21 protein-coding genes are annotated in these 19,306 nt (G+C 51.7%); 8 read left to right on the top strand and 13 right to left on the bottom strand.

Annotation, left to right across the window (positions count from 1 at the left end; genetic code table 11):
* Positions 1 to 34: 34 nt before the first annotated feature.
* From Q0721_RS09505 to ssnA, 6 genes are read right to left on the bottom strand one after another with little or no spacing between them, the layout of a single operon-like run.
* Positions 35 to 1,030 carry an LLM class flavin-dependent oxidoreductase gene (locus Q0721_RS09505; protein ID WP_299028843.1) on the bottom strand — a complete coding sequence of 332 codons (996 nt, stop codon included), beginning with the start codon at positions 1,028 to 1,030 and terminating at the stop codon, positions 35 to 37.
* Between the two features lie 20 nt (positions 1,031 to 1,050).
* Entirely contained in the window at positions 1,051 to 1,665 is a 615-nt protein-coding gene (gene cofC / locus Q0721_RS09500) for a 2-phospho-L-lactate guanylyltransferase (protein WP_299028840.1), read from the bottom strand.
* Positions 1,662 to 2,609, bottom strand: a complete 948-nt coding sequence (cofD, locus tag Q0721_RS09495; protein ID WP_299028838.1) for a 2-phospho-L-lactate transferase — start codon at positions 2,607 to 2,609, stop codon at positions 1,662 to 1,664. The genes cofC and cofD overlap by 4 nt, the downstream gene beginning before the upstream one ends.
* A 10-nt stretch (positions 2,610 to 2,619) precedes the next feature.
* Entirely contained in the window at positions 2,620 to 3,393 is a 774-nt protein-coding gene (gene cofE, locus Q0721_RS09490; protein WP_299028835.1) for a coenzyme F420-0:L-glutamate ligase, read from the bottom strand.
* 14 nt (positions 3,394 to 3,407) lie between these two features.
* Complete coding sequence (gene npdG / locus Q0721_RS09485) at positions 3,408 to 4,091, bottom strand: NADPH-dependent F420 reductase (RefSeq protein WP_299028833.1); 684 nt, start codon at positions 4,089 to 4,091, stop codon at positions 3,408 to 3,410.
* A gap of 23 nt (positions 4,092 to 4,114) precedes the next feature.
* On the bottom strand, positions 4,115 to 5,464 hold the full coding sequence (ssnA, locus tag Q0721_RS09480) for a putative aminohydrolase SsnA (RefSeq protein ID WP_299028830.1): 1,350 nt from the start codon (positions 5,462 to 5,464) through the stop codon (positions 4,115 to 4,117).
* Positions 5,465 to 5,790: 326 nt separating this feature from the next.
* Between ssnA and Q0721_RS09475 the strand changes: the two genes are divergently transcribed.
* Together Q0721_RS09475 and Q0721_RS09470 are read left to right on the top strand one after the other, a co-directional pair.
* The gene (locus Q0721_RS09475) at positions 5,791 to 7,179 is read left to right on the top strand and encodes a dipeptidase (RefSeq protein WP_299028828.1); all 1,389 of its coding nucleotides are present in this window, start codon (positions 5,791 to 5,793) and stop codon (positions 7,177 to 7,179) included.
* Positions 7,180 to 7,188: 9 nt separating this feature from the next.
* Entirely contained in the window at positions 7,189 to 8,145 is a 957-nt protein-coding gene (locus Q0721_RS09470; RefSeq protein WP_299028825.1) for a DUF1385 domain-containing protein, read from the top strand.
* Here Q0721_RS09470 and Q0721_RS09465 read toward each other — a convergent pair.
* Positions 8,084 to 8,500 (bottom strand): secondary thiamine-phosphate synthase enzyme YjbQ, encoded by a 417-nt coding sequence (locus Q0721_RS09465; protein ID WP_299028824.1) that lies wholly within the window; start codon positions 8,498 to 8,500, stop codon positions 8,084 to 8,086. The genes Q0721_RS09470 and Q0721_RS09465 overlap by 62 nt on opposite strands.
* Positions 8,501 to 8,615: 115 nt before the next feature.
* Here Q0721_RS09465 and Q0721_RS09460 point away from each other — a divergent pair, with 115 nt between their 5' ends.
* The 6 genes from Q0721_RS09460 to Q0721_RS09435 are packed head-to-tail and all read left to right on the top strand — an operon-like array spanning position 8,616 to position 13,577.
* The gene (locus Q0721_RS09460) at positions 8,616 to 9,212 is read left to right on the top strand and encodes a ComEA family DNA-binding protein (protein WP_299028821.1); all 597 of its coding nucleotides are present in this window, start codon (positions 8,616 to 8,618) and stop codon (positions 9,210 to 9,212) included.
* Positions 9,213 to 9,244: 32 nt separating this feature from the next.
* The gene (locus Q0721_RS09455; RefSeq protein WP_299028818.1) at positions 9,245 to 9,700 is read left to right on the top strand and encodes a GatB/YqeY domain-containing protein; all 456 of its coding nucleotides are present in this window, start codon (positions 9,245 to 9,247) and stop codon (positions 9,698 to 9,700) included.
* Positions 9,697 to 11,853, top strand: coding sequence for an HDIG domain-containing metalloprotein (locus Q0721_RS09450; RefSeq protein WP_299028815.1), 2,157 nt, complete (start codon positions 9,697 to 9,699; stop codon positions 11,851 to 11,853). Before Q0721_RS09455 ends, Q0721_RS09450 begins: the two co-directional genes overlap by 4 nt.
* Positions 11,850 to 12,299, top strand: coding sequence for an rRNA maturation RNase YbeY (gene ybeY / locus Q0721_RS09445; protein ID WP_299028812.1), 450 nt, complete (start codon positions 11,850 to 11,852; stop codon positions 12,297 to 12,299). The genes Q0721_RS09450 and ybeY overlap by 4 nt, the downstream gene beginning before the upstream one ends.
* Positions 12,300 to 12,311: 12 nt before the next feature.
* A complete protein-coding gene (locus Q0721_RS09440; protein ID WP_299028810.1) occupies positions 12,312 to 12,692 on the top strand; it encodes a diacylglycerol kinase family protein in 381 nt (126 codons plus the stop codon).
* Between the two features lie 36 nt (positions 12,693 to 12,728).
* Positions 12,729 to 13,577, top strand: coding sequence for a TIM barrel protein (locus Q0721_RS09435; protein ID WP_299028807.1), 849 nt, complete (start codon positions 12,729 to 12,731; stop codon positions 13,575 to 13,577).
* Between the two features lie 71 nt (positions 13,578 to 13,648).
* Here Q0721_RS09435 and Q0721_RS09430 read toward each other — a convergent pair whose 3' ends face one another.
* From Q0721_RS09430 to Q0721_RS09405, 6 genes are all read right to left on the bottom strand, one after another.
* A complete protein-coding gene (locus Q0721_RS09430; RefSeq protein ID WP_299028804.1) occupies positions 13,649 to 14,302 on the bottom strand; it encodes a response regulator transcription factor in 654 nt (217 codons plus the stop codon).
* A 367-nt stretch (positions 14,303 to 14,669) separates the two neighbouring features.
* Positions 14,670 to 15,101 (bottom strand): hypothetical protein, encoded by a 432-nt coding sequence (locus tag Q0721_RS09425; protein ID WP_299028801.1) that lies wholly within the window; start codon positions 15,099 to 15,101, stop codon positions 14,670 to 14,672.
* Positions 15,094 to 16,683 carry a hypothetical protein gene (locus Q0721_RS09420; protein ID WP_299028798.1) on the bottom strand — a complete coding sequence of 530 codons (1,590 nt, stop codon included), beginning with the start codon at positions 16,681 to 16,683 and terminating at the stop codon, positions 15,094 to 15,096. The genes Q0721_RS09425 and Q0721_RS09420 overlap by 8 nt, the downstream gene beginning before the upstream one ends.
* 250 nt (positions 16,684 to 16,933) lie before the next feature.
* Positions 16,934 to 18,355: a peptidoglycan DD-metalloendopeptidase family protein gene (locus Q0721_RS09415; RefSeq protein WP_299028796.1), complete on the bottom strand. Its 1,422-nt coding sequence runs from the start codon at positions 18,353 to 18,355 to the stop codon at positions 16,934 to 16,936.
* Positions 18,330 to 18,698 (bottom strand): DUF192 domain-containing protein, encoded by a 369-nt coding sequence (locus tag Q0721_RS09410; RefSeq protein WP_299028793.1) that lies wholly within the window; start codon positions 18,696 to 18,698, stop codon positions 18,330 to 18,332. Before Q0721_RS09410 ends, Q0721_RS09415 begins: the two co-directional genes overlap by 26 nt.
* A gap of 29 nt (positions 18,699 to 18,727) precedes the next feature.
* Entirely contained in the window at positions 18,728 to 19,135 is a 408-nt protein-coding gene (locus Q0721_RS09405) for a response regulator (RefSeq protein ID WP_299028791.1), read from the bottom strand.
* Positions 19,136 to 19,306: the final 171 nt, after the last annotated feature.

Raw genomic sequence — 19,306 nt, 5'->3', positions numbered from 1 at the left:
AAAAAACCAGGTGGCCTTTCTGTTGAAACCGAGATTAGATCTGAGCAAAGGTGTCAATGAGAAGTTTGTAGTCGCCACCAACCGGATACAGAATTGGGCAGGTTGCACCCGTATTGAGGTACTCCTTGACTTTAGCCCTGGCTTCTTCAGGTGTGCCTGAAGCCGTGATGCGGTAAATGAGGTCTTCCGGCACCAAGTGTTTGGCCTTTTGAATTTGCTCATGAGTGGCCGGCCATCCCAGGATGCTTTGTATCTCCGCCACCACATCCGGCGAAACCCCTGAGGCTTTGGCAATATGGGGTTGCTGCGCCAGATACTGGCATAGGAGCTCACGAGTTGTATCAATAGCGCGGTCATGATCCGGATCCACCGAACACACAATCAACTGCGGACGATCCAGGTCATCCACGCGCCGGCCTGCCTTCTTCGCACCCTTATCCAGAAGTTCCATTGCGCGGTAGTTGTACTCTGGGGGGACACAATAATTTAGTACTACCCCGTCCGCAATCTCGCCCGCCAGTTCCATCATTTGATCGCCCGTTGCGCCAATCATAATCGGCACGTTGCGTGGCTCACGTCGGCCATGCACCACATCCAGTTCAATCCCTTCAACGTGGATGAATTCGCCATGGAAAGTAACCCGCTCCATATTAAGCAACCGGCGTAGCACTGTCACCGTTTCACGCATGGCTACTAGCGGCTTCCTCCGTTCAATACCCACATTTCGTGCAAGCGGATCCCACCAGGCCCCAATCCCGCAGATGATACGGTTGGGCGCCAAGTCGTCCAAGGTAAGAAAAGTAGCTGCTAGCAAGCCGATATTCCGGGTCCAGTTGTTGATTACGCCCGAGCCGATCTTAATTCGCTCAGTGACCGCCGCATAGGCTGCCATTGGCACAATTGCATCCCGCACCAGGCGGCTTTCCGCTTGCCAGACGGCTTCAAACCCCCGCTGTTCGGCATAGCGGACAAATTCCAACCCTTCGCGCAGATCATGGGCATCTTGTAAATATAATGCTACACGTTCCATGGTTTCCTCCTGGGGATATTTTATAGAACAAGTGGGGTGGAGTGAAGTTGACGCCAGTGCTCCAGGTCCTCGGGCCAGTCAAGGTCGAACGCAACGGAGGGAAGATCTAACGTTCGCACCTCCAACCCCTTCTGACGCGCCTGGCGACAATGCGCTTCATAAGAATTGCTACCAAATTGATAGTCTAAAGCGCCTGGCGGCCGCACTAGTAAGGCGTTGGTCCCATGGCGATGGCGATCAGGCACAATCACAATGCCGCGCTCAAACGGGGCTACTCGCAAGATAGTCTGCACATCCTCCGCGGTGATCAACGGCAAGTCCACCGGAAGAATCAACACCTCACTTGCCGCGTAAATTTCGGCCATGGCCGTTGCTCTTCGCAAAGCCAGATTTAACCCAGTGCGACCATCTTCTTGCAGGGTACGGGCACGGTACTGCCGTGCAGCAGCAAGGATGGACGAATCGCGACTGACCACCAGAATCTCATCAATAGTCCTAACTTCTTGAAGCACCTGAAGCAAGTGCATGTACAACATTTGGTTCAGAAGCACCCGTTCATGCTGAGATAGAACAGTTGCCAGCCGTGATTTGCCCTGATAGATTGGTTTAACCGGCACAATCGCCCATGTGCTCATAACGCAGAAGTCTCCACTACTTTTTGCCCAAAAGCAATCACTTTTCTAGCCAGTCGAATGCGGTCTTGTATATTACGCATTACAATATCAGTAACTTCTGGTATTATACTGAGCCGCCGGATTTCGTCAGCCCACACCGCATCAGAAACATCCACTAAAATCCCGCGCAAAAGAGGTTGATAAAAGTGAGCAATTGCAAGTGGGCTTGGCTGCCATCCTAGTTCACGAAACATTTTCGCGGCCGGGCCTTTCAAGGCTTGCCCTCCCACGAGAGGTGAAACAGCCACCACCACTTTATGCATCAGTGTTTCCCGCACCCCCGGAAGAGCCAGAATGGGTCCAATACTGACCCATGGGTTCGAGGGACAGATTACAACCAGATCTGCCCTTCGAAGTGCCTCTAAAACACCGGGCGTAGGTTGCGCCGTTTCGCTACCTACAAACCGAAAGCCCCTAACCTCGGGCTGACACTGCCGGGCCACAAAATAATCTTGAAATCCAAGTTCAATCCCCTCCTTTGTCAGAACGACAGTAGAGACAGGATCGTCGCTCATGGGCAACACCTTTACCTTTACCCCCCACGCCTGACAGAAGGCGGTTACTACCTCAGAGAGGCGCTCTCCTTGCTGCAACCGACGGGTTCGCTCCAGGTGAGTCGCCAGATCGCGATCCCCTAAACGGAACCACGTTGGCCCCCCTAGTCGCTCAATTTCGCCCATGACCACCCAGGTGTCTCCCGCCCGCCCCCACCCAGTTTCTGGATTGGCTAATCCCGCTAACGTATAACAAATAGTATCCAAATCAGGGCTGATGTGTAGCCCAAAGTGGTGGAAGTCATCCCCAGTATTAACAATTACGGTCAGGTTCTCAGGTTGCACACACTGAGCCAGCCCATCCACCAACTTCGCTCCGCCAACTCCGCCTGCCAGGGCTACCACCTTCATAATCGCTACCCTACCGGAATAAGTCCTGCTCTTCAGGACGGCGTAATTCAGAGAAAGACGATTCCCGTAATGGATACGGGAATCCCCTCACATGGACAACTGGGGTTCCCTCATCTGCCTGTCCCATGATCAATGAGGCCGCCGCCGCCAGTTCATCTGCCGCAGCCACTTGAGTGACTCTCAATTGATAGCCGAACAGATCCGCATGCCCTCGCAGATCCACCAACGCTGGTACACCTGCCACACCGATGCACACTCCCACAGTACCCAACCGCCATGCCCGCCCATGCGAATCGATAATTAGAACCCCAATAGCAACCCCGCTGCGCTGCTCCAAGTGTTTTCGAATCCGCTGAGCGGAAGCATCTGGATTTTCAGGCAACAGTAACACCCATTCCTCTGGGTTGCCATAGGGGCCTTCTACATTGGAGTGGTCAATACCCGCATTGGCACAAACAAACCCTAATCGGTGCTCGACAATCAGCGTTCCCGGCCGGTGACGCAGGACCTGACGGCTCTCACGTAACACAAGTTCAACAAATCGTTCATCCTTGTCAGCAAGACGAGCCAGTTCAACCGCCCGCGGTGAAGGTGTTACCTCACTCAGGTTTACCAGGCGCCCCTCGGATTTTGATACAATTTTTTGGGCGATCACCACAATGTCCCCGGCCCGCAAGACAATCCCATTTTCGAGCAGAGCCCGCCACAGGATCTCGCCCAAATCGTCACCAGGGCGAATCAATGGAATATCTTGCAGAGGGGTTAGTACCAAAGGAGCGCCCATATTACATCTTCTACTTACTTGGGTCGTGGTACACCCGTGATGCGAATCCCGGCCGACTGGACACCAAATTGTTTGTTCAACCCAATCAAAATTGAGGTTAGCCCCTCAACTACCACTGCATTTTCTGTGGGACCAGCATTCCAGCCCACCAGACCCGCATCTCGTACCAGCCCCAACACCACCTCACGGGCCTCTTTGTTCCCACCGCACACCAACACATCGCACTCTATTGGCTCATCATGTAGCAAATGCTCGTAAGAGATGTTTTGAAAGGCCGCTACCACCTGCACATCTTCGCCTAGAATGCGTTGTGCTTCCATAGTGGCACTGCCATCTGGCGGCATCTGGACCCGAGTAACTTTTGGTGGTACCAGAGGCACTGTAACATCAACGACAATTTTGCCCTGAACAAATGGTTTGATGAATTCACACATCTCGCGATGGGCTGCATAGGGCACTGTCAGGACGACAATGTCACCGCTTTGAGCTGCCTGCTCATTGCTCATTCCGACCACCAGTTGATCGGACGTTCCTAACAATTTGTTCACTTCTTCGGCTGCCGCCTGGGCTTTGCCCTCCTGTCGCGATCCGATGATCACACGATGTCCAGCACGCGCCCAGCGAAAAGCCAGTCCCTTGCCCTCCTTGCCAGTTCCCCCAATAATCGCAATAGTTCGAGACGTTCGTGCTTCGTCCATCTCATCATGCTCCTGGAATGAAGTTAGAACAGAGTTTGATAGCGTTCCCAGATTCGCGGAGCTAATTGTCGCGCTTCGTAAGTAATTTTTTCTACATCCAACGTCAGCAGCTCGCGATCTCGCATCAGCACCTTGCCTGCCACCATGGTCGTGGTGACCATGCTTTCATGGAACCCAAACACAATATGCCAAGGTAAATTGTCAGGGGTTATAGGGGTAAAGGGATGATAATCCACAAAAATCAAATCCGCCTGTGCACCTGGTGTAATCACACCAATCGGACCACAATTGAACTGCTGTGTGGCTAGCGTAGCATTATTGTAGATAGCCATCTTGACAATATCTGTTGCAGGCATGCGACGTGGATCTAAATGCCATAATTTATGGGCCAGATATGCTGCCTTCCATTCTTCCCACATCGCATTAGAAAAACCATCATTACCCAAGCCGACTTTTACTCCGGCCCGCAACATACTTTCCGTCATTGCCATACCCACGGCATTATTCATGTTGGAGCGCGGCTGATGCGTAACCCAAGTGCCTGTCTCAGCCAGTAGATTAATCTCGCGCACATCCACATGAACCGCATGAACCACAATAGACTTCGGCCCTAAGATACCGTGGCGATGCAGACGATCTACGACGCGTTCTCCGTATTTATGAAGACTATCATACTCATCCACCGGATGCTCGGCCACATGGATATGAAACCCTATCTCTTCGTCACCTACCCGCTCGCGGCATGTTTGCAAAGTGGCCTCACTTAATGTCAACGAAGCGTGCAGTCCAAACATTGCCGCCAACCGCCCGTTAAGGGGACGTTCACGTTTGACATAATCAATGAAACGAAGATTCTCCTCAATACCGGCCTGAGCGCGTTCTGGCCCATCACGGTCGGTCACCTCATAGCACAGTGAGGCCCTCACACCACTTTCCTCGACTGCACGCGCGATATCATCCAATGAGCCTGCAATGGCATTTGGAGAGGCGTGGTGATCAATCAAAGTAGTTGTACCATGGCGTATGGCATCCACCAAGCACACCAGCGCAGAGTAATAGACTGCCTCATGAGAGAGCGATTTATCCAATGACCACCATAATTTTTCCAGAATCTCGGGAAAATCGGCAGGTGCCGGTCCAGGAATTGCTAGGCCACGCGCAAAGGCACCATAAAAATGAGTGTGTGCACAAATGTTTCCAGGCATCACATACTGGCCTTTGGCATCTAGGCGCTCTTCCTGGGGATACTTAGCCAACAAGGTCTGGGTTGGACCAATCTCACGGATTCGATCCTGTTCGATATAAATGGCGTGGTTTTCAAGAATACGATTAGGGGTTTCCCAGGTTATAAGAGTGCCGTTTGTGATTAACATAATCACCTCACACAGATCAAATTAACAAAGGCGCCCGTGGTCTAGTCATGTTCACGGGCGTCAAAGAAAAATACAGGCTTATCAGAGGAATAGGAAGGGGAAAAGAGTACAAACGAGTGAAAACACAGACTCATTGGATCGGTGGACCTTTCCCGGCGGCACTTTTCGACGGGCTATTGGGATTGCCCGACGCCAGTCAAGCAGCGCTTGAACTGACCACCGATTCCTGCATATATTTTAGCACAAATCCAAAGCGAGGGAAGTGTTTTTTGTCTTACAATTTCAGTTATAATCGGCTTATCTTGATGGCACGCAGGAGTTTTAACATGATGTCTGACAAAACCCAAGCTCTACACTACGTTGACAACCATCACCAAGCTTTTCTCAATGCCCTAAAGGAACTTGTGAGCATTCCATCCGTCTCCACCGACCCGAATCACAAAGAGGATGTGATCCGGGCAGCTCGTTGGCTGGTGGCTGAATTACAACGGCTGGGATTTGCAAACACCCACTTGGTTGAAACTCCTGGCCACCCTGTGGTCTTTGCTTATAACGATCCTCCCCTCCCACATGCGCCTACAGTCTTAATCTACGGACACTACGATGTTCAACCCCCAGACCCATATGATGAATGGAAGAACCCACCTTTCATGCCTTGGCAGGAAGGAGAACACCTCTACGGGCGCGGTGCTTCGGATATGAAGGGCCAGGTTGTGGCCGCTCTCAAGGCGGTGGAAGCCATCATCGCAACCGGTTCCCTTCCCGTCAATATCATATGGGTTATTGAGGGAGAAGAGGAAATCGGCTCGCCTAACTTAAGCCAATTCCTTGAACAAAATCGCCACTTACTCAGAGCCGATGTGGCCCTGAATCTGGATACAGGAATGATCGCACCCGACCAGCCCACCATTACATACGGCCTCCGGGGAGTGGCCGCCTTTGAGCTTCGGGTTTATGGTCCTGAACGGGATCTACACTCAGGGCTTTTTGGTGGCGTCGTGCATAACCCAGCCCAAGCCCTGTGCGAACTGATTGCCGGAATGCATGATGCCTCTGGGAAAGTGCTGATTCCCGGCTTCTACGATCGCGTTCGCCCACTTGATGAGGAAGAGCGCCAGGAACTGGCCCGCCTTCCCTTAAAAGAAATAGCATTGGTGCAGAATCTTGGAGTTCCTCAACTTTACGGGGAAGAAGGGTATACTGCAATCGAGCGCATTGGGGCCCGGCCAACCTTGGAGATCAACGGATTGTATTCGGGTTATACTGGCCAAGGCTCGAAAACCATTATACCCGCTTGGGCCATGGCAAAAATTTCGACACGCCTCGTGCCTGACCAAGACCCAGAGGAAGTGCATCAGCAATTGCGCGCCTACCTCAAGGCCAAATGTCCCCCAACAGTACGTTGGGACTTAGTTGCCTTTGGAGGTTCCCCGGCTTCGATCACCAATCGTCATCATCCTGGCGTCCGCGCATTGGCCCAAGCGCTGAAGAACGTCTGGGGCAAAGATCCCCTCTATCGTCGAGAAGGGGGAAGCGTACCCGTAGTTGGAATGATGCAGCGTATCCTGGGTCTGGAATCAGCGCTTTCTGGATTTGGGTTGCCCGATGATCATATCCACTCTCCTAACGAACGGCTTCATCTACCCACCTGGTATCGAGGCATTCAAGCCGTGATCGAATTCCTGCTGAGTTACCCCAAAATCGCTCAGGTCTGAGGTTGCCCAATGGGTCGGCCACTCAAACTTCCCACTTATGGGGGCCAGGCTTTGATCGAGGGGGTACTCATGCGCGGCCGGCGCGCCGTTGCAGCGGCCATGCGAAATCCCCAAGGGGATATCATTATCCAAAGTGAGCCCCTCAAGGGTCTTTACCTCACAGGTCTAACCGGCATCCCATTTCTAAGAGGGTTAGTAATCTTATGGGACGCGCTTGGGTTGGGAACGCGCTACCTTTCTCTTTCAGCCAACCTGCAAGCCAGCGAAGAGAGCGAGAAAATAGAAGGTCCTGCTTGGGTGTTAGCCTTGGTTGTCAGCCTAGTGATGGCTGTAAGCCTGTTTTTCCTGCTCCCCGCCCTGGTGGGTAAAGGCCTTCAAGCATGGCTCGGGTTTTCGGGGCTGGCAACCAACTTGCTAGAAGGATTGCTGCGCTTGCTCGCTGTGATTGGCTATATCTGGGGGATTGGACGTATCCCAGAAATCCAGCGCGTATTTGCTTATCACGGCGCCGAACACAAAACCATAAACGCTTACGAAGCCGGAGCAGAATTGACCCCGGAGAGCGTCAATTCCTATCCTCTTGAACACCCCCGTTGCGGCACTTCCTTTATCCTAACTTTGGTTGTGCTTTCGGTCCTGATTTTCTCTGTATTAGGCGATCTGCCGTGGATATGGTTAATTCTCAGCCGCATCTTGCTAATCCCACTTCTAGCCATGCTTGCCTACGAATACATTCGCTGGGTCGCTGATCATCTCGATAACCCCCTAGTTAGCCAATTGATTCGCCCTAATCTATGGTTACAGAAACTGACCACCCGCTCCCCCAGCCCAGATATGTTGGAAGTCAGCATTGCTGCGTTTAATGCCATGCTCAGCCTTGAATCCTCTCTCGCCTCAGATCCGCTCAAGCGCCAAGTATCTGAACCACCAATCGGCGTTGCCGCGGACGCACATCAAAGTCAATGAAGATCACCTGCTGCCAGGTGCCCAGGCTTAGGCGGCGCTCTACAAACGGGATGGTCAAAGAAGGTCCCAATATGGCTGCTCGAAGGTGGCTGTGCCCGTTATGGTCCCCCCAACGGTAGTTGTGGGCATAATCGCGCCCTGATGGAATCCATTCCTCCAGAAGTTGCCGCAAATCACTGATACAACCAGGCTCATACTCGATTGTGGTAATTGCACTGGTGCTGGAGGGCGTAAAGACCACCACAACTCCATTCTCAAATCCGCTCTCCTCCACGGCACGTGAAATCAGGGACGTGATCTCCTGCACATCCGTATTTCCCCGGGTGGATAAAGTCAGGTAGGTCGTTTTTACCATCGCATTCTCCCGGTTCTTACCTTGCTATCTGATTGAAAAATAATGGCCTCACAGCCTTGACGGGTTTATCGCGCATATTATACTGAGGATGAACCTATCCCGCAGTGTTTCTCATATGGAAAACTCCTTCTTTAAACCGTGGCAAATCCTGACTTTGGGAATATTTATCGGCCTTCTGGCGGCCGGCTTTATCTTGCTGGTTAGTGCGCCTCCTCGTGCTCAAACAATCATTCTACTCCCGACAAAGACGCCACGCCCCTGGGTCATCCACCTTACTGGGGCAGTGGCAACTCCAGGGGTTTACGAAATTGCACCCGAAAGTCGCCTTCGGGATGTCATTGCCCTCGCTGGCGGGGCGCTTCCGGAGGCAGACTTGGAAGCGGTCAACTTGGCAGCGCGCTTGGGCGATGGTGCCAAGGTTCACATTCCCTTTCAGGGCGAAACACCCCTCGCCCCCCTATTTGAGAATCCCACCCTTCCTGAAAGCCCCAAAGAAACATCGGGCATAAACGTTAACCTCATAGATATCAACCATGCCAGCGCCGAGCAATTGGAAGCATTGCCGGGTATTGGGAAAACTCGGGCTGACGCCATTGTCGAATATCGCCAGAGCCACGGCAATTTTGATACAATTGAACAGATCCAAAATGTTCCTGGTATTGGCCCGGCAATTTTCGAGCAAATTCGGGGCCTGATTATGGTAACCCCATAACAGCCAGTTGGAATTGGAGAGAGAAACTAACTATGGCAGAACTAAAGACGAAACTCGAAACTGCATTGCGGGACGCCATGCGCAGTCAAGATGAAGTACGTAAGCGCACCATTCGTATGATTCTTTCAGCTATTCGCCTAGCAGAAGTTGAAAAAGGTGGTTTGCTAGACGATCACGCCATCCTGGCACTTCTACAGAAAGAAGTCAAATCACGGCGCGAAACGATTGAAGACGCCCAAAAGGCCCAGCGCTCTGATCTGGTTCAGGCTGCCGAAGCGGAAATCCAAGTCATTCAGGAATTTTTGCCCCAGGCCCTTTCAGAAGCAGAATTGCTTGCCCTGGCCAAATCTGTGATTGAGGAAGTAGGCGCCAAGACCCCGGCAGATATGGGAAAAGTGATGAAAATCCTCATTCCGCGCTTGCAGGGACGCGCCAGTGGAGAAGCTGCCAGTCGGGTTGTGCGGGAACTTCTTCAACAGGAGACATGAAAACTCCTTCTCTTCCACCCACCCTCGTCCAGCGCCTTAATCGCATGGTGATTAAGCGCGCATTGCTGGTGCTGTGTAGCCTGCTTTCTCTCGGCGCCTTGCTCTTCCCTATCGCCATTCGCCCCCCATATTTGAGTCTAAAGGTTGGTGATGTTGCCAGTCAGGACATCCTGGCACCCAAAAACCTGACATTTGTCAGCGAGGTGCTGACCCGTCAGGCCCAAGAAGAGGCCCGCAAGTCAGTTGCTCCGGTTTATCTGCCCCCTGATCCGTCCATTACCCGCCGTCAGATCGAGAAACTACAACTGGCTCTGAATTACATTACAACAGTCCGTTATGACCCGTATGCCGCTCCCGAACAAAAGATCGAGGATCTACAAGCCTTGGCTGACATTCCCATCTCTGAACAGACGGCACGGTTAATTATTGATCTTAATGACAATCAATGGCAAACGATTCAGCAGGAGGCCCTGCTCACCCTTGAGCAGGTCATGCGCGGCACCATACGAGAGGATCGTCTGGAGGAGGCCCGCCAAAGCGTCCCCGGGATGATTAGTTTTACCCTTCCCGAGGAGCAGGCTCGCATTGTTGCGGATCTGGTCACTCCCTTGGTTCAACCCAACAGTCTGTACAGCGAAACACTCACCGAAAGGGCGCGTGAGGAGGCGGCCAAACGCGTTGAGCCCGTCACCCGTTCTTACCTAGCAGGCGAGGTCATCGTGCGCCGCGGCCAGTTAATCACCCCAGTCGTCATGGAGGCCCTGGAAAAATTCGGCCTGGTCGAAACAGAAAATCGTTATCGGGAAATTGCAGGGGCTACAGCGCTGGTAGCCTCCTTGAGCGTTTTCATCGGGTTATACTTTACCCGCCAGCGCGCCCATTCGCTTGAAAGCCTTAAGGCGCTTTTGCTCCTGGCATTCACTTTTCTAGTATTTCTTTATGCCGCTCGGATCGTCATCCCCAATCGTGTCGTTGTCCCTTATCTATTTCCTTTGCCCGCCTTTGCTCTCACCGTAGCCAGTCTCTACAGCCTGGAAATTGGCCTCGTTTTCTCACTGGTATTGAGTCTGCTCTCCACCTATAATCTACCCAATGCCCTTGGGTTGTTCATATTCTATCTTCTCACCAGCCTTATGGGCATCTTGGCATTGGGAAAGGCTCGCCGGGTAGCCAATTTTTTCGGTGCCGGCATTGCTATCGGGCTAACTGGGAGCGCTATGATCATCGCCTTTCGCTTGCCCGACCCCTTTGCTGATTGGATCGGCATCACTACGCTGGTTGGCTCTTCTTTCATCAACGGAATTGCCTCAGCCAGTCTAACCCTCTTGCTCCAATTCCTCTTCTCGCAAGCTCTCGGCGTCATTACTCCCCTCCAACTTCTGGATCTGCTTCGGCCAGATCATTCCCTACTTCAGTTTGTTTTACGAAATGCGCCAGGGTCGTATCAGCACAGTCTTCAGGTCGCTAATCTTGCCGAACAGGCTGCCGAAGCCATTGGTGCAGATACCCTACTGACTCGCGTTGGAGCAATTTATCACGATATTGGCAAAGCCGTCAATCCGGCCTTCTTTATTGAAAATCAAGTACAGGGAAAAACCAATCCTCATAACGAACTCGACCCATATACCAGCGCTGATATCATTATCCGCCACGTCGAGGACGGCGTCCAGCTGGCCCGCAAACACCGCTTGCCCCCACGGATTATTGATTTCATTCGCGAACACCACGGCACCTTGATCGCACGCTATCAATACGCCCGAGCTCTTGAAGCCGCCGGAAACGATCCCACGCAAGTGGATGTGCAGCGCTTTCGCTACCCAGGACCGCCGCCTCAATCCCGTGAGACCGCGCTGCTTATGCTGGCGGATATGACCGAGGCACGCGCCCGGGCCGAAATGCCCACCGAGGAAGAAGAATTTCGGAATTTGGTGCGCAAGGCCATCGAGTACTGCCAACGCGAAAGACAATTGGATCAAACCAATTTGACCCTGCGCGATTTTTATCTGATTACTGAATCCTTTACCAAGACCTTGCTCAACGCCTATCACCCACGTATCAAGTACCCTGAAGTTCAACCGTTTTCCAAGTCCGCCGGGGAGCAAGCCACCCAACCCATAGAATCACCATCCCCTCTTGAAAGCCATACCCCATGATTAACCTCATTGTTGAGCCCCCTTTCGAAAAACAGGTAAATCAAGATTTAGTCATCCGGGCGGCCGAAGCGGTCCTAAAATTTGAACAGAGGGATGTAGATCTTTCTATTGTGGTCAGTGATAACAACGAATTGCAGCGTCTTAACTACGAGTTCCTCGGTTATGACGCTCCTACTGATGTGCTGTCTTTCCCTTCCGGCGAAGTTGACCCAGAAACACAGCGCCTCTACGCCGGCGATATTATCATATCGTGGGAAAAAGTGAACGAGCAAGCGCAAAAATCCGGCCACAGCCCAGCCTGCGAATTGACCTTACTAGTTGTGCACGGTATTCTACATCTGCTAGGTTATGACCACACAACAGAAGACGAGAAACAGGTCATGTGGCGACTTCAAGCAGAAATTCTTCAATCTCTCGGTTGTGACCCCAAAATCTTACCCGACTGATGAGATAGACAGATGATAAGTTTTCTTCGTTCGCGTCTACCAGCATTTCGACACGCCTTTAGTGGCTTGGGGTACGTGTTGCGCACCCAGAAAAACGCCTGGATTCACGCTTTAGTAACCTTCCTGGTCATTGCTCTCGGTCTCTGGCTGCGCCTTGACCTGACCCGCTGGGCTCTTTTGATTTTTGCTATTGGACTGGTTTGGTTGAGCGAAGCTTTCAACACGGCTTTAGAAGCCTTCATTGACCTCGTCAACCCAGATACCCATCCTCTGGCCAGGATTGCCAAAGATACTGCTGCTGCTGCCGTCCTAGTTGCAGCCATAACCGCAGCAATCATTGGCTTTTTGATTCTAGGGCCTCCACTTTTTCAAAAAATCATTGTCCCCCGGTAAACTGCACTTATCATTAGGCTAGAAAGGCTTCAAAAGATGCGCCCCTTTCGTTTTGGTACTGTAGGCTCCCCCCTTTCCACTCCCAAAAAGCCAGGCGGGTCAGTAGGAGCCGTATACCAGATCGCTTCTCTAGGGCTTTCAGCCCTGGAATTGGGTTGGGTACAGGCCGTACGAGTGACCCCAGAGACGTGCGCTCAAATTGCGATGGCAGCCAAGGAAACCGAAATTGTTCTGAGCGTCCACGCCCCTTATTTTATCAATCTAAATGCCTCTGATGACGAGTGGCCCAAATCTCGCCAACGATTGATGGATGCAGCCTATTACGGATTTCTGGCAGGGGCTACCGATATTGTTTTCCATCCCGGGTCTTACTTTGGTGAAAGGACTGCCCAGGTAATGGGTAAAGTGGTTTCCCGCCTGCAGGGATGTGTGGAAGAACTTCAGGCCAAGGGTATTAAGGTAACGCTCCGTCCAGAGACCATGGGAAAGTCCGCAATGATTGGTTCCCTGGAAGATGTGCTCCTAATGAGCCGCGAGGTGCCACAGGTACAGCCCTGCCTAGACTTTGCGCACCTTCATGCTAGGGCTGGAGATGGCTCCATGAATAGTTACAATGAATGGACACGCGTATTGGACGCCTATGCCAGCGCCTTGGGGGAAGACTCTTTGAAGCGCCTACATATTCATCTCTCGGGTATTGAGTATTCTGCCAAAGGAGAACGAAATCATCTCCCCATCCGGGAGTCCGATTTCAATGTTGAAGCCCTCTTTACCGCCCTCCACGATCGTGATTGTGCTGGTCGCATTTTGTGCGAGAGCCCTAACCTTGAGACCGATGCCCTTTGGATGCAGGAGACCTGGGATACCCTGTTTACCTCAGGCTAAAAGGAAGCACAGTGAGCGGATTATTCTCCGCCCACCTCTCTATTCTAACTCAGGGGATCAAGCCCTGATTCTTAAAGATAATCCCGCAAGTTGTGTTCAACCGCATAAGCCGCCGCCTCAGCACGGTTGCTGACCCCTAGTTTTGAAAGAATGCTGCTGACATAATTGCGCACCGTCCCTTCCCCCAAGTAGAGCGCCTTGGCAATCTCACGGTTGGTCTTGCCTTCCGAGACTAATAACAACACATGCTTCTCCTGCTGACTGAGGTTGGCAAAGGCAGAGGCTTCTTCCTCACGAACTACACGGCGCACTTCTTGAAAAACGCGCTGGGTTACTGCGGGATCGAGTAAGGCTTCGCCACGCCCTACTGCCTCAATGGCTCGAATCAAATCCTCACGGCCAACCTGCTTAAGCACATACCCCGAAGCCCCCGCCCGAATCGCCGAAAAGAGCATCTCATCTTCCGCATAGGAGGTCAGCATTATGACTTTGGTCTCAGGATACTTCTGGGTGATTTCCTCGCAGGCCTCAATCCCTGAGGTTCCAGGCAACCGGATGTCCATCAACACCACATCCGGGTGATGTAGTGCAACTTGTTCCAAGGCTTCTTTGGCAGTCCCAGCTTCGCCCACCACTTCAAATTGAGGATGATGCTCCAATAGTGCCCGCAAACCTAAACGTACCACTTCATGATCATCCACCAGCAAAATTCTCTGCTTCGCCATAACCGCTACCTCCTGAATCCAGAGCCACGCCTTTGAGTATATTCAAAACCCCCAATTATGACAAGACAGGGCATCGCTGAGTGCATACCAGAAATACCTTCAATGACATAAGCGCTTCTCTTGTCGAAACCCTAGAATCTTCCTCTCACCACTCCCATTTGGAGCCGAGCCAATGCTACCCATTGGCCATTTTAGGAAAAGAGGCGTCTACGTCACACAACTTACTCACGCACACCGCGCCAGGCCGAACAGCCTCTCGACCCATCAAATGAAAGCCATTTCTAAACTGGCACTCCGACCTGTATACCCCACACCAATTAACCCCATATTCATATTCCTTGCCTAACTGCATCCCGGGATGCAAATTCTAGCCTCTGCAAGGGCGAATGCCGTGATAAACCTGCGGGCCAGAAAGGGTACGCAGAATCACCTCAGCCGGACGCCCAACCGCGGGTGCCATTTCCTCAGGTGTCATCGGACGATTGCCGTTAGCCAATAACAACTTGAAAATCTTATTGATCAAAGAGGTCTCACGTAGAAGGAAATCTGGTTGCCTGGCGCAATGGCTCATCAGGGTATGTTGCAAGCCGTCCACCCGATGCACCTCGGCGGTCTGCGGGTCAACGTAATCAATCCAAATCTCGGCCTTGCTCTCAAAGGCTTTTTGGTGCTCTGGGCACAGGAAATCGAACAGGTAGACCCGCCAATTGGAATCATGATGCTGCCACCACTCAAAGTCAATGTGGAAAGGCGTTTTGGTTGTGGGACGAATCATGCTGAAAGGCTGGGGATTACTCATGGCTGACCTCCTCCTCGCTCAGGCGGAAATAAAGGTCGCCCAAATGGGTAACATCGGGTAAGCCGGCCAATACGGCAAGCAAGGTACTAGGTGGGCAGCGCTTAACCAAATTAACTGCCGCATACAGTTCTTGCGCATGAACATGCCCCTGAGGGTTCAATTTGGCCAATTCCCTCGCCAGATTGCGTATTACTCGCTCAAGCGGCGTGCGCTGACGTTGCACTTGCTCCCATACCTGATCCAAACGTTCTGGATCCGGAATAATAATGATCATGCGCTCATCATATTCAACTCCAACGGTGTGTTTGAGCATAGTAAAGACGATCCCCCCATCGGAGCCAATAAGCACAGTGCGCAACCACTCTTTCGTCGGGCGTTTCTTGCGCGAGCGGATGAATACCTCACCGGGTTTTTCACCCTGGCGAACCGTGATCAGACTCCCTGGGATGACATCCTGGCGAGTATACCACTCTTGCAATCCATAAATATAACGATGGGAACGAACCACCCAACCCGGGTAAACAGTTCCATCCTCTTCATCCACAAAATTAAAGCGCACCCGTGGCGACTCATAAGCCGTCGGGAAAAGATTGGCAATTGGCCCTGCCAAAGGCAAGGTGCCGGCACGCCAGTGTGGAAAGATTAGGCTTAATGTAACCTCACCAACTTCCTCGCGAGGAACCTCTTGATTCTCCAACTCATCGTACACGAGCCGATTGAGATTCCGCAAAATAGGCAGCGGAGGCTCACTGACCTGATCCGGAGGGCTGTATTTTAGAAATACGGGTGGTGTCTGAACTGCCTGAGGCTCTAGACGCTTTAAAAACCACAAAATCTGACCGGCTGGGCCTACTTCATCAAAGCGTCCATCTTCTTGAAGGGCTAAGTTCAAGGAGAACTCGGTAAGCTTAGGATTCACATCTGAGGGCAATTCAATTTGCTCTAAAATGGCGCGGGTAGGCAGCGGTCCGCCTCCGGCCATTTCCAGAACAGCCTCAGCTAGATTCAAATATCCAATCGAGACGTCTACCAATAGCGCTCGTGGGAAATACGCACCAGCGATCCGCACCAAATCGGGGGTGGTCTCAAAAATCGCGCTGAGTTTGGCAGCAATTTCGCGCCCGTAATGCTTGATTACATACTTGGGGTCCAGGAGGGGATCCTGAGCGTTTACTGAAATCGGGGCATTTAGAGGATGGTCTAACAGTCCAGCAGCAAACTCCTTACGAGTAGCGGGGTCAAATTCAACTTCAATGACTTCAAAAGGGGGGTAATCTGGGTTAAGCCCCGGGCGCACGTTCACCACCACCCCCTGAAGCATCCCCAGCGCCGGGAAGCGCAAAGTTTGGCCGGGTTGGTAGCGATGTTTAGGCTGATAAATTTCCCCTCCTGCCGCTTGCTCCTGCTTTAGGCGCTCGACTTCCCGCCGAATCCGTTCCCGGATCAATACTTCTGCCAGTTCGGCAGCGGTTTGAGGAGTTTCAGTCTCAAGAAGGTGGTTATATAAAAACTGCAGATCCTCCTCGGTGATGGTTAGGTTTGTCCAGTAATTGGGATCCAAGGATAATCCTAATGAGGCCATATTTCCATCCGTTCCTTATGGATTGACACATTGGATTGCACTAAAAAGCACAAAAATTATACATCAAAAGGAAAGAAATCGCCCTTTGTGGTTCGAGAGCGAACCCAACAAGCATCCTGTGTCTATCAAAACCCCACCCTTATGTAACCTCAGCCTTATTTTAGATATGGTTCGGCTTAACCGGGGCGCGCTATAAAACACAGCCCCCATTTTCCTGCGTCCATCGCGCTACGGCGCAAAACCTCCTGGCCTATGGATATTCCTGCTCCAGCCAATCCAGGGGTTCTACCTGGACGCCGTTTACCCACACTTCCCAATGCAGATGCGGACCGGTAACGCGCCCGGTTCCTCCGATCTCGCCGATCAATTGCCCGGCTTCGACGCGATCACCGACATTAACAAGGATCTTGCTCTGATGCCAAAATCCACTATAAACCCCCCACCCGTGATCAATAATGGTAGCATTTCCCCGAACCGTCAACGGACCGGTGTATACGACAACCCCCGCTGCTGGAGCGTAAACATTCAAATTCGCACACACCCCATAATCCACCCCCGTATGGAAATAAGTATAACCGCTGTCATTGTACGAGCGACGGTTACCAAACCAGGATTTGATGCAACTGGGCTCATCTACAGGTTTGCGGAACACCCCCTGCCAGTATTTTACCGGTGTGTTTGCACTTGTTACCGTACGTACAAGTTGATCTTCGGGCTCGGTAATGGATTTATCCAGGGTCTGGGGATCGACAAACAAAGGCGGATCCTGGGGATAATTGCCCGGTTGTAAAAGGATAGGCTGACTAAGCGCAAAAGTTTCTCCATCCTGAGCCACCATAGAGAGTGAGAAATCAATCAATCCCGGCTGCGCCATGGCATGAATACCCTGTAACGCGATGTAGGTGTCGGTACCCAGGGTGTTGAAGTGCAGTGACCAATCTCCAATAGAACCGCTCAGGCTGACTGGCTGATTCACCTTTACCTTGACCACCACCGTCTTTCCCTGTGTGAGCGGTAGCGGATAGAGCTCAAGGCCCCGGACAAATTCGGGCGCCCCCGGAAACGCAGAGACCTCTTCTGTAGCAGATCGATCCACTGCAATCGCCAATGGATCCGAGGGCAAAAGTTGGGTGCTGGTTTCCACTCCATTCTGCAGGAGTAGTTCCCATAAGGTCATCCCCGAAGCCACAGCCAATTCAAGGGGGGATTGCCTAGCCTGAAGGCTTACCAGACGCAGAGACTGAGAGCGAGTTGCATCCTGCTGCACCGGCAGGATCAAAGTGGAGCCCACAAATAATTGCGATGGGCTGGTCAAGCGATTGAGACGAATAAGTTGCTCTTCACTGATTTGATACTGGCGGCTCAAGGTAGCAAGAGAAGCGCCAAGAGGCACCGAGAGCGTGGTCAGCGTCCCACGAACCCCTTCAAAACCGGGGATTTTGAGTGCCATACCCACGCTAATAAGATCTGGGTTGGCAAGCTGATTGACTTGAATGAGATCTTGAGGCGAAACCCCGAAACGACGCGCAATAGAATTGATCGTGTCCTTGGGTTGAACAATGTATACCGGCAAATCCTCACTTTGCGCCTGAACCGCGTCTTTGCTCCCCCAAGGATATAATAGGCTCACCAGAACAAGCACAAGGCTAAAGAAGCGTAATCTCGATATCATCGTCCACTCTGAAGTGCGCAAGATGACTAGGATGAGTTTCTAAAATATACAAAGCCGGTTGCTGGGGCAAATAAATCAACGCCCAAGGATACGCATGGCGCACATCCACTACCCGTTTAGCACGGTTGATCCAAATGACCGCGATGTCAAACTGCATAAAAAGCATGTGAATCGCTGTTTGCAAGCGCCCTTCATCGGGCTCAATAAGCAGGATGCCCTCAAAAGGCGCAAGGCGAGATTGAAACATCAATCCGCGCAATCGTTCCCAATAACTCGTACACAGACGGACACGAACAAGATTTTCAAGCGGTCGGGTAAGATTTTGAATAAGAGCCAGTCGCATAGGGGATAAGCACAACCTTCTGGCACCACCTACACCGATAATTGATTTGAGACATTATTCAGCACATTTTCTATACTGTTTACCAGTTCCTGTGGGTGGAAGGGCTTTGCAATATAGTCATCTACTTTGGCGATGTGCAACCCCAAAACCCGATCTATTGGCTGGGCTTTAGCGGTGATCACAATCACCGGGATATTGCGCGTTTGAGCATGATTTTTTAACTGCTGAAAAACTTCCCAACCATCAACGTCGGGCATCATCAGGTCTAGTAAAATCAAATCCGGGGTTTGTGCGAGGGCAACCTCCAAACCATTACGCCCCCCCTGAGCGCCGATAACCTCATAACCGCGACGGCTCAGGATTAATGTGACTAATTCGATCATCTCCTGGTCGTCCTCAATATATACGATTCGCTTGACTTTTTGATCATCCGTCATAGGTCATCACCCTCACTTTTATAAGTTTACCACACCCTGCAATAAGAGAATCCGAATTGCAAAAGGCAATTATCGAATTGGCCAACGTTGATCCACAAAACGCGCTATAATCATCTTGCCCATTTTGCACCCAAATGACCGAATTATCTTGCCTATTAAATTCCTGCGTAG

This window comes from uncultured Thermanaerothrix sp., assembly GCF_938028735.1.
GTDB lineage: Bacteria > Chloroflexota > Anaerolineae > Anaerolineales > Anaerolineaceae > Thermanaerothrix.
The sequence above is the reverse complement of the archived record's forward strand: the minus strand, read 5'-3'. Positions and strand labels throughout refer to the sequence as shown.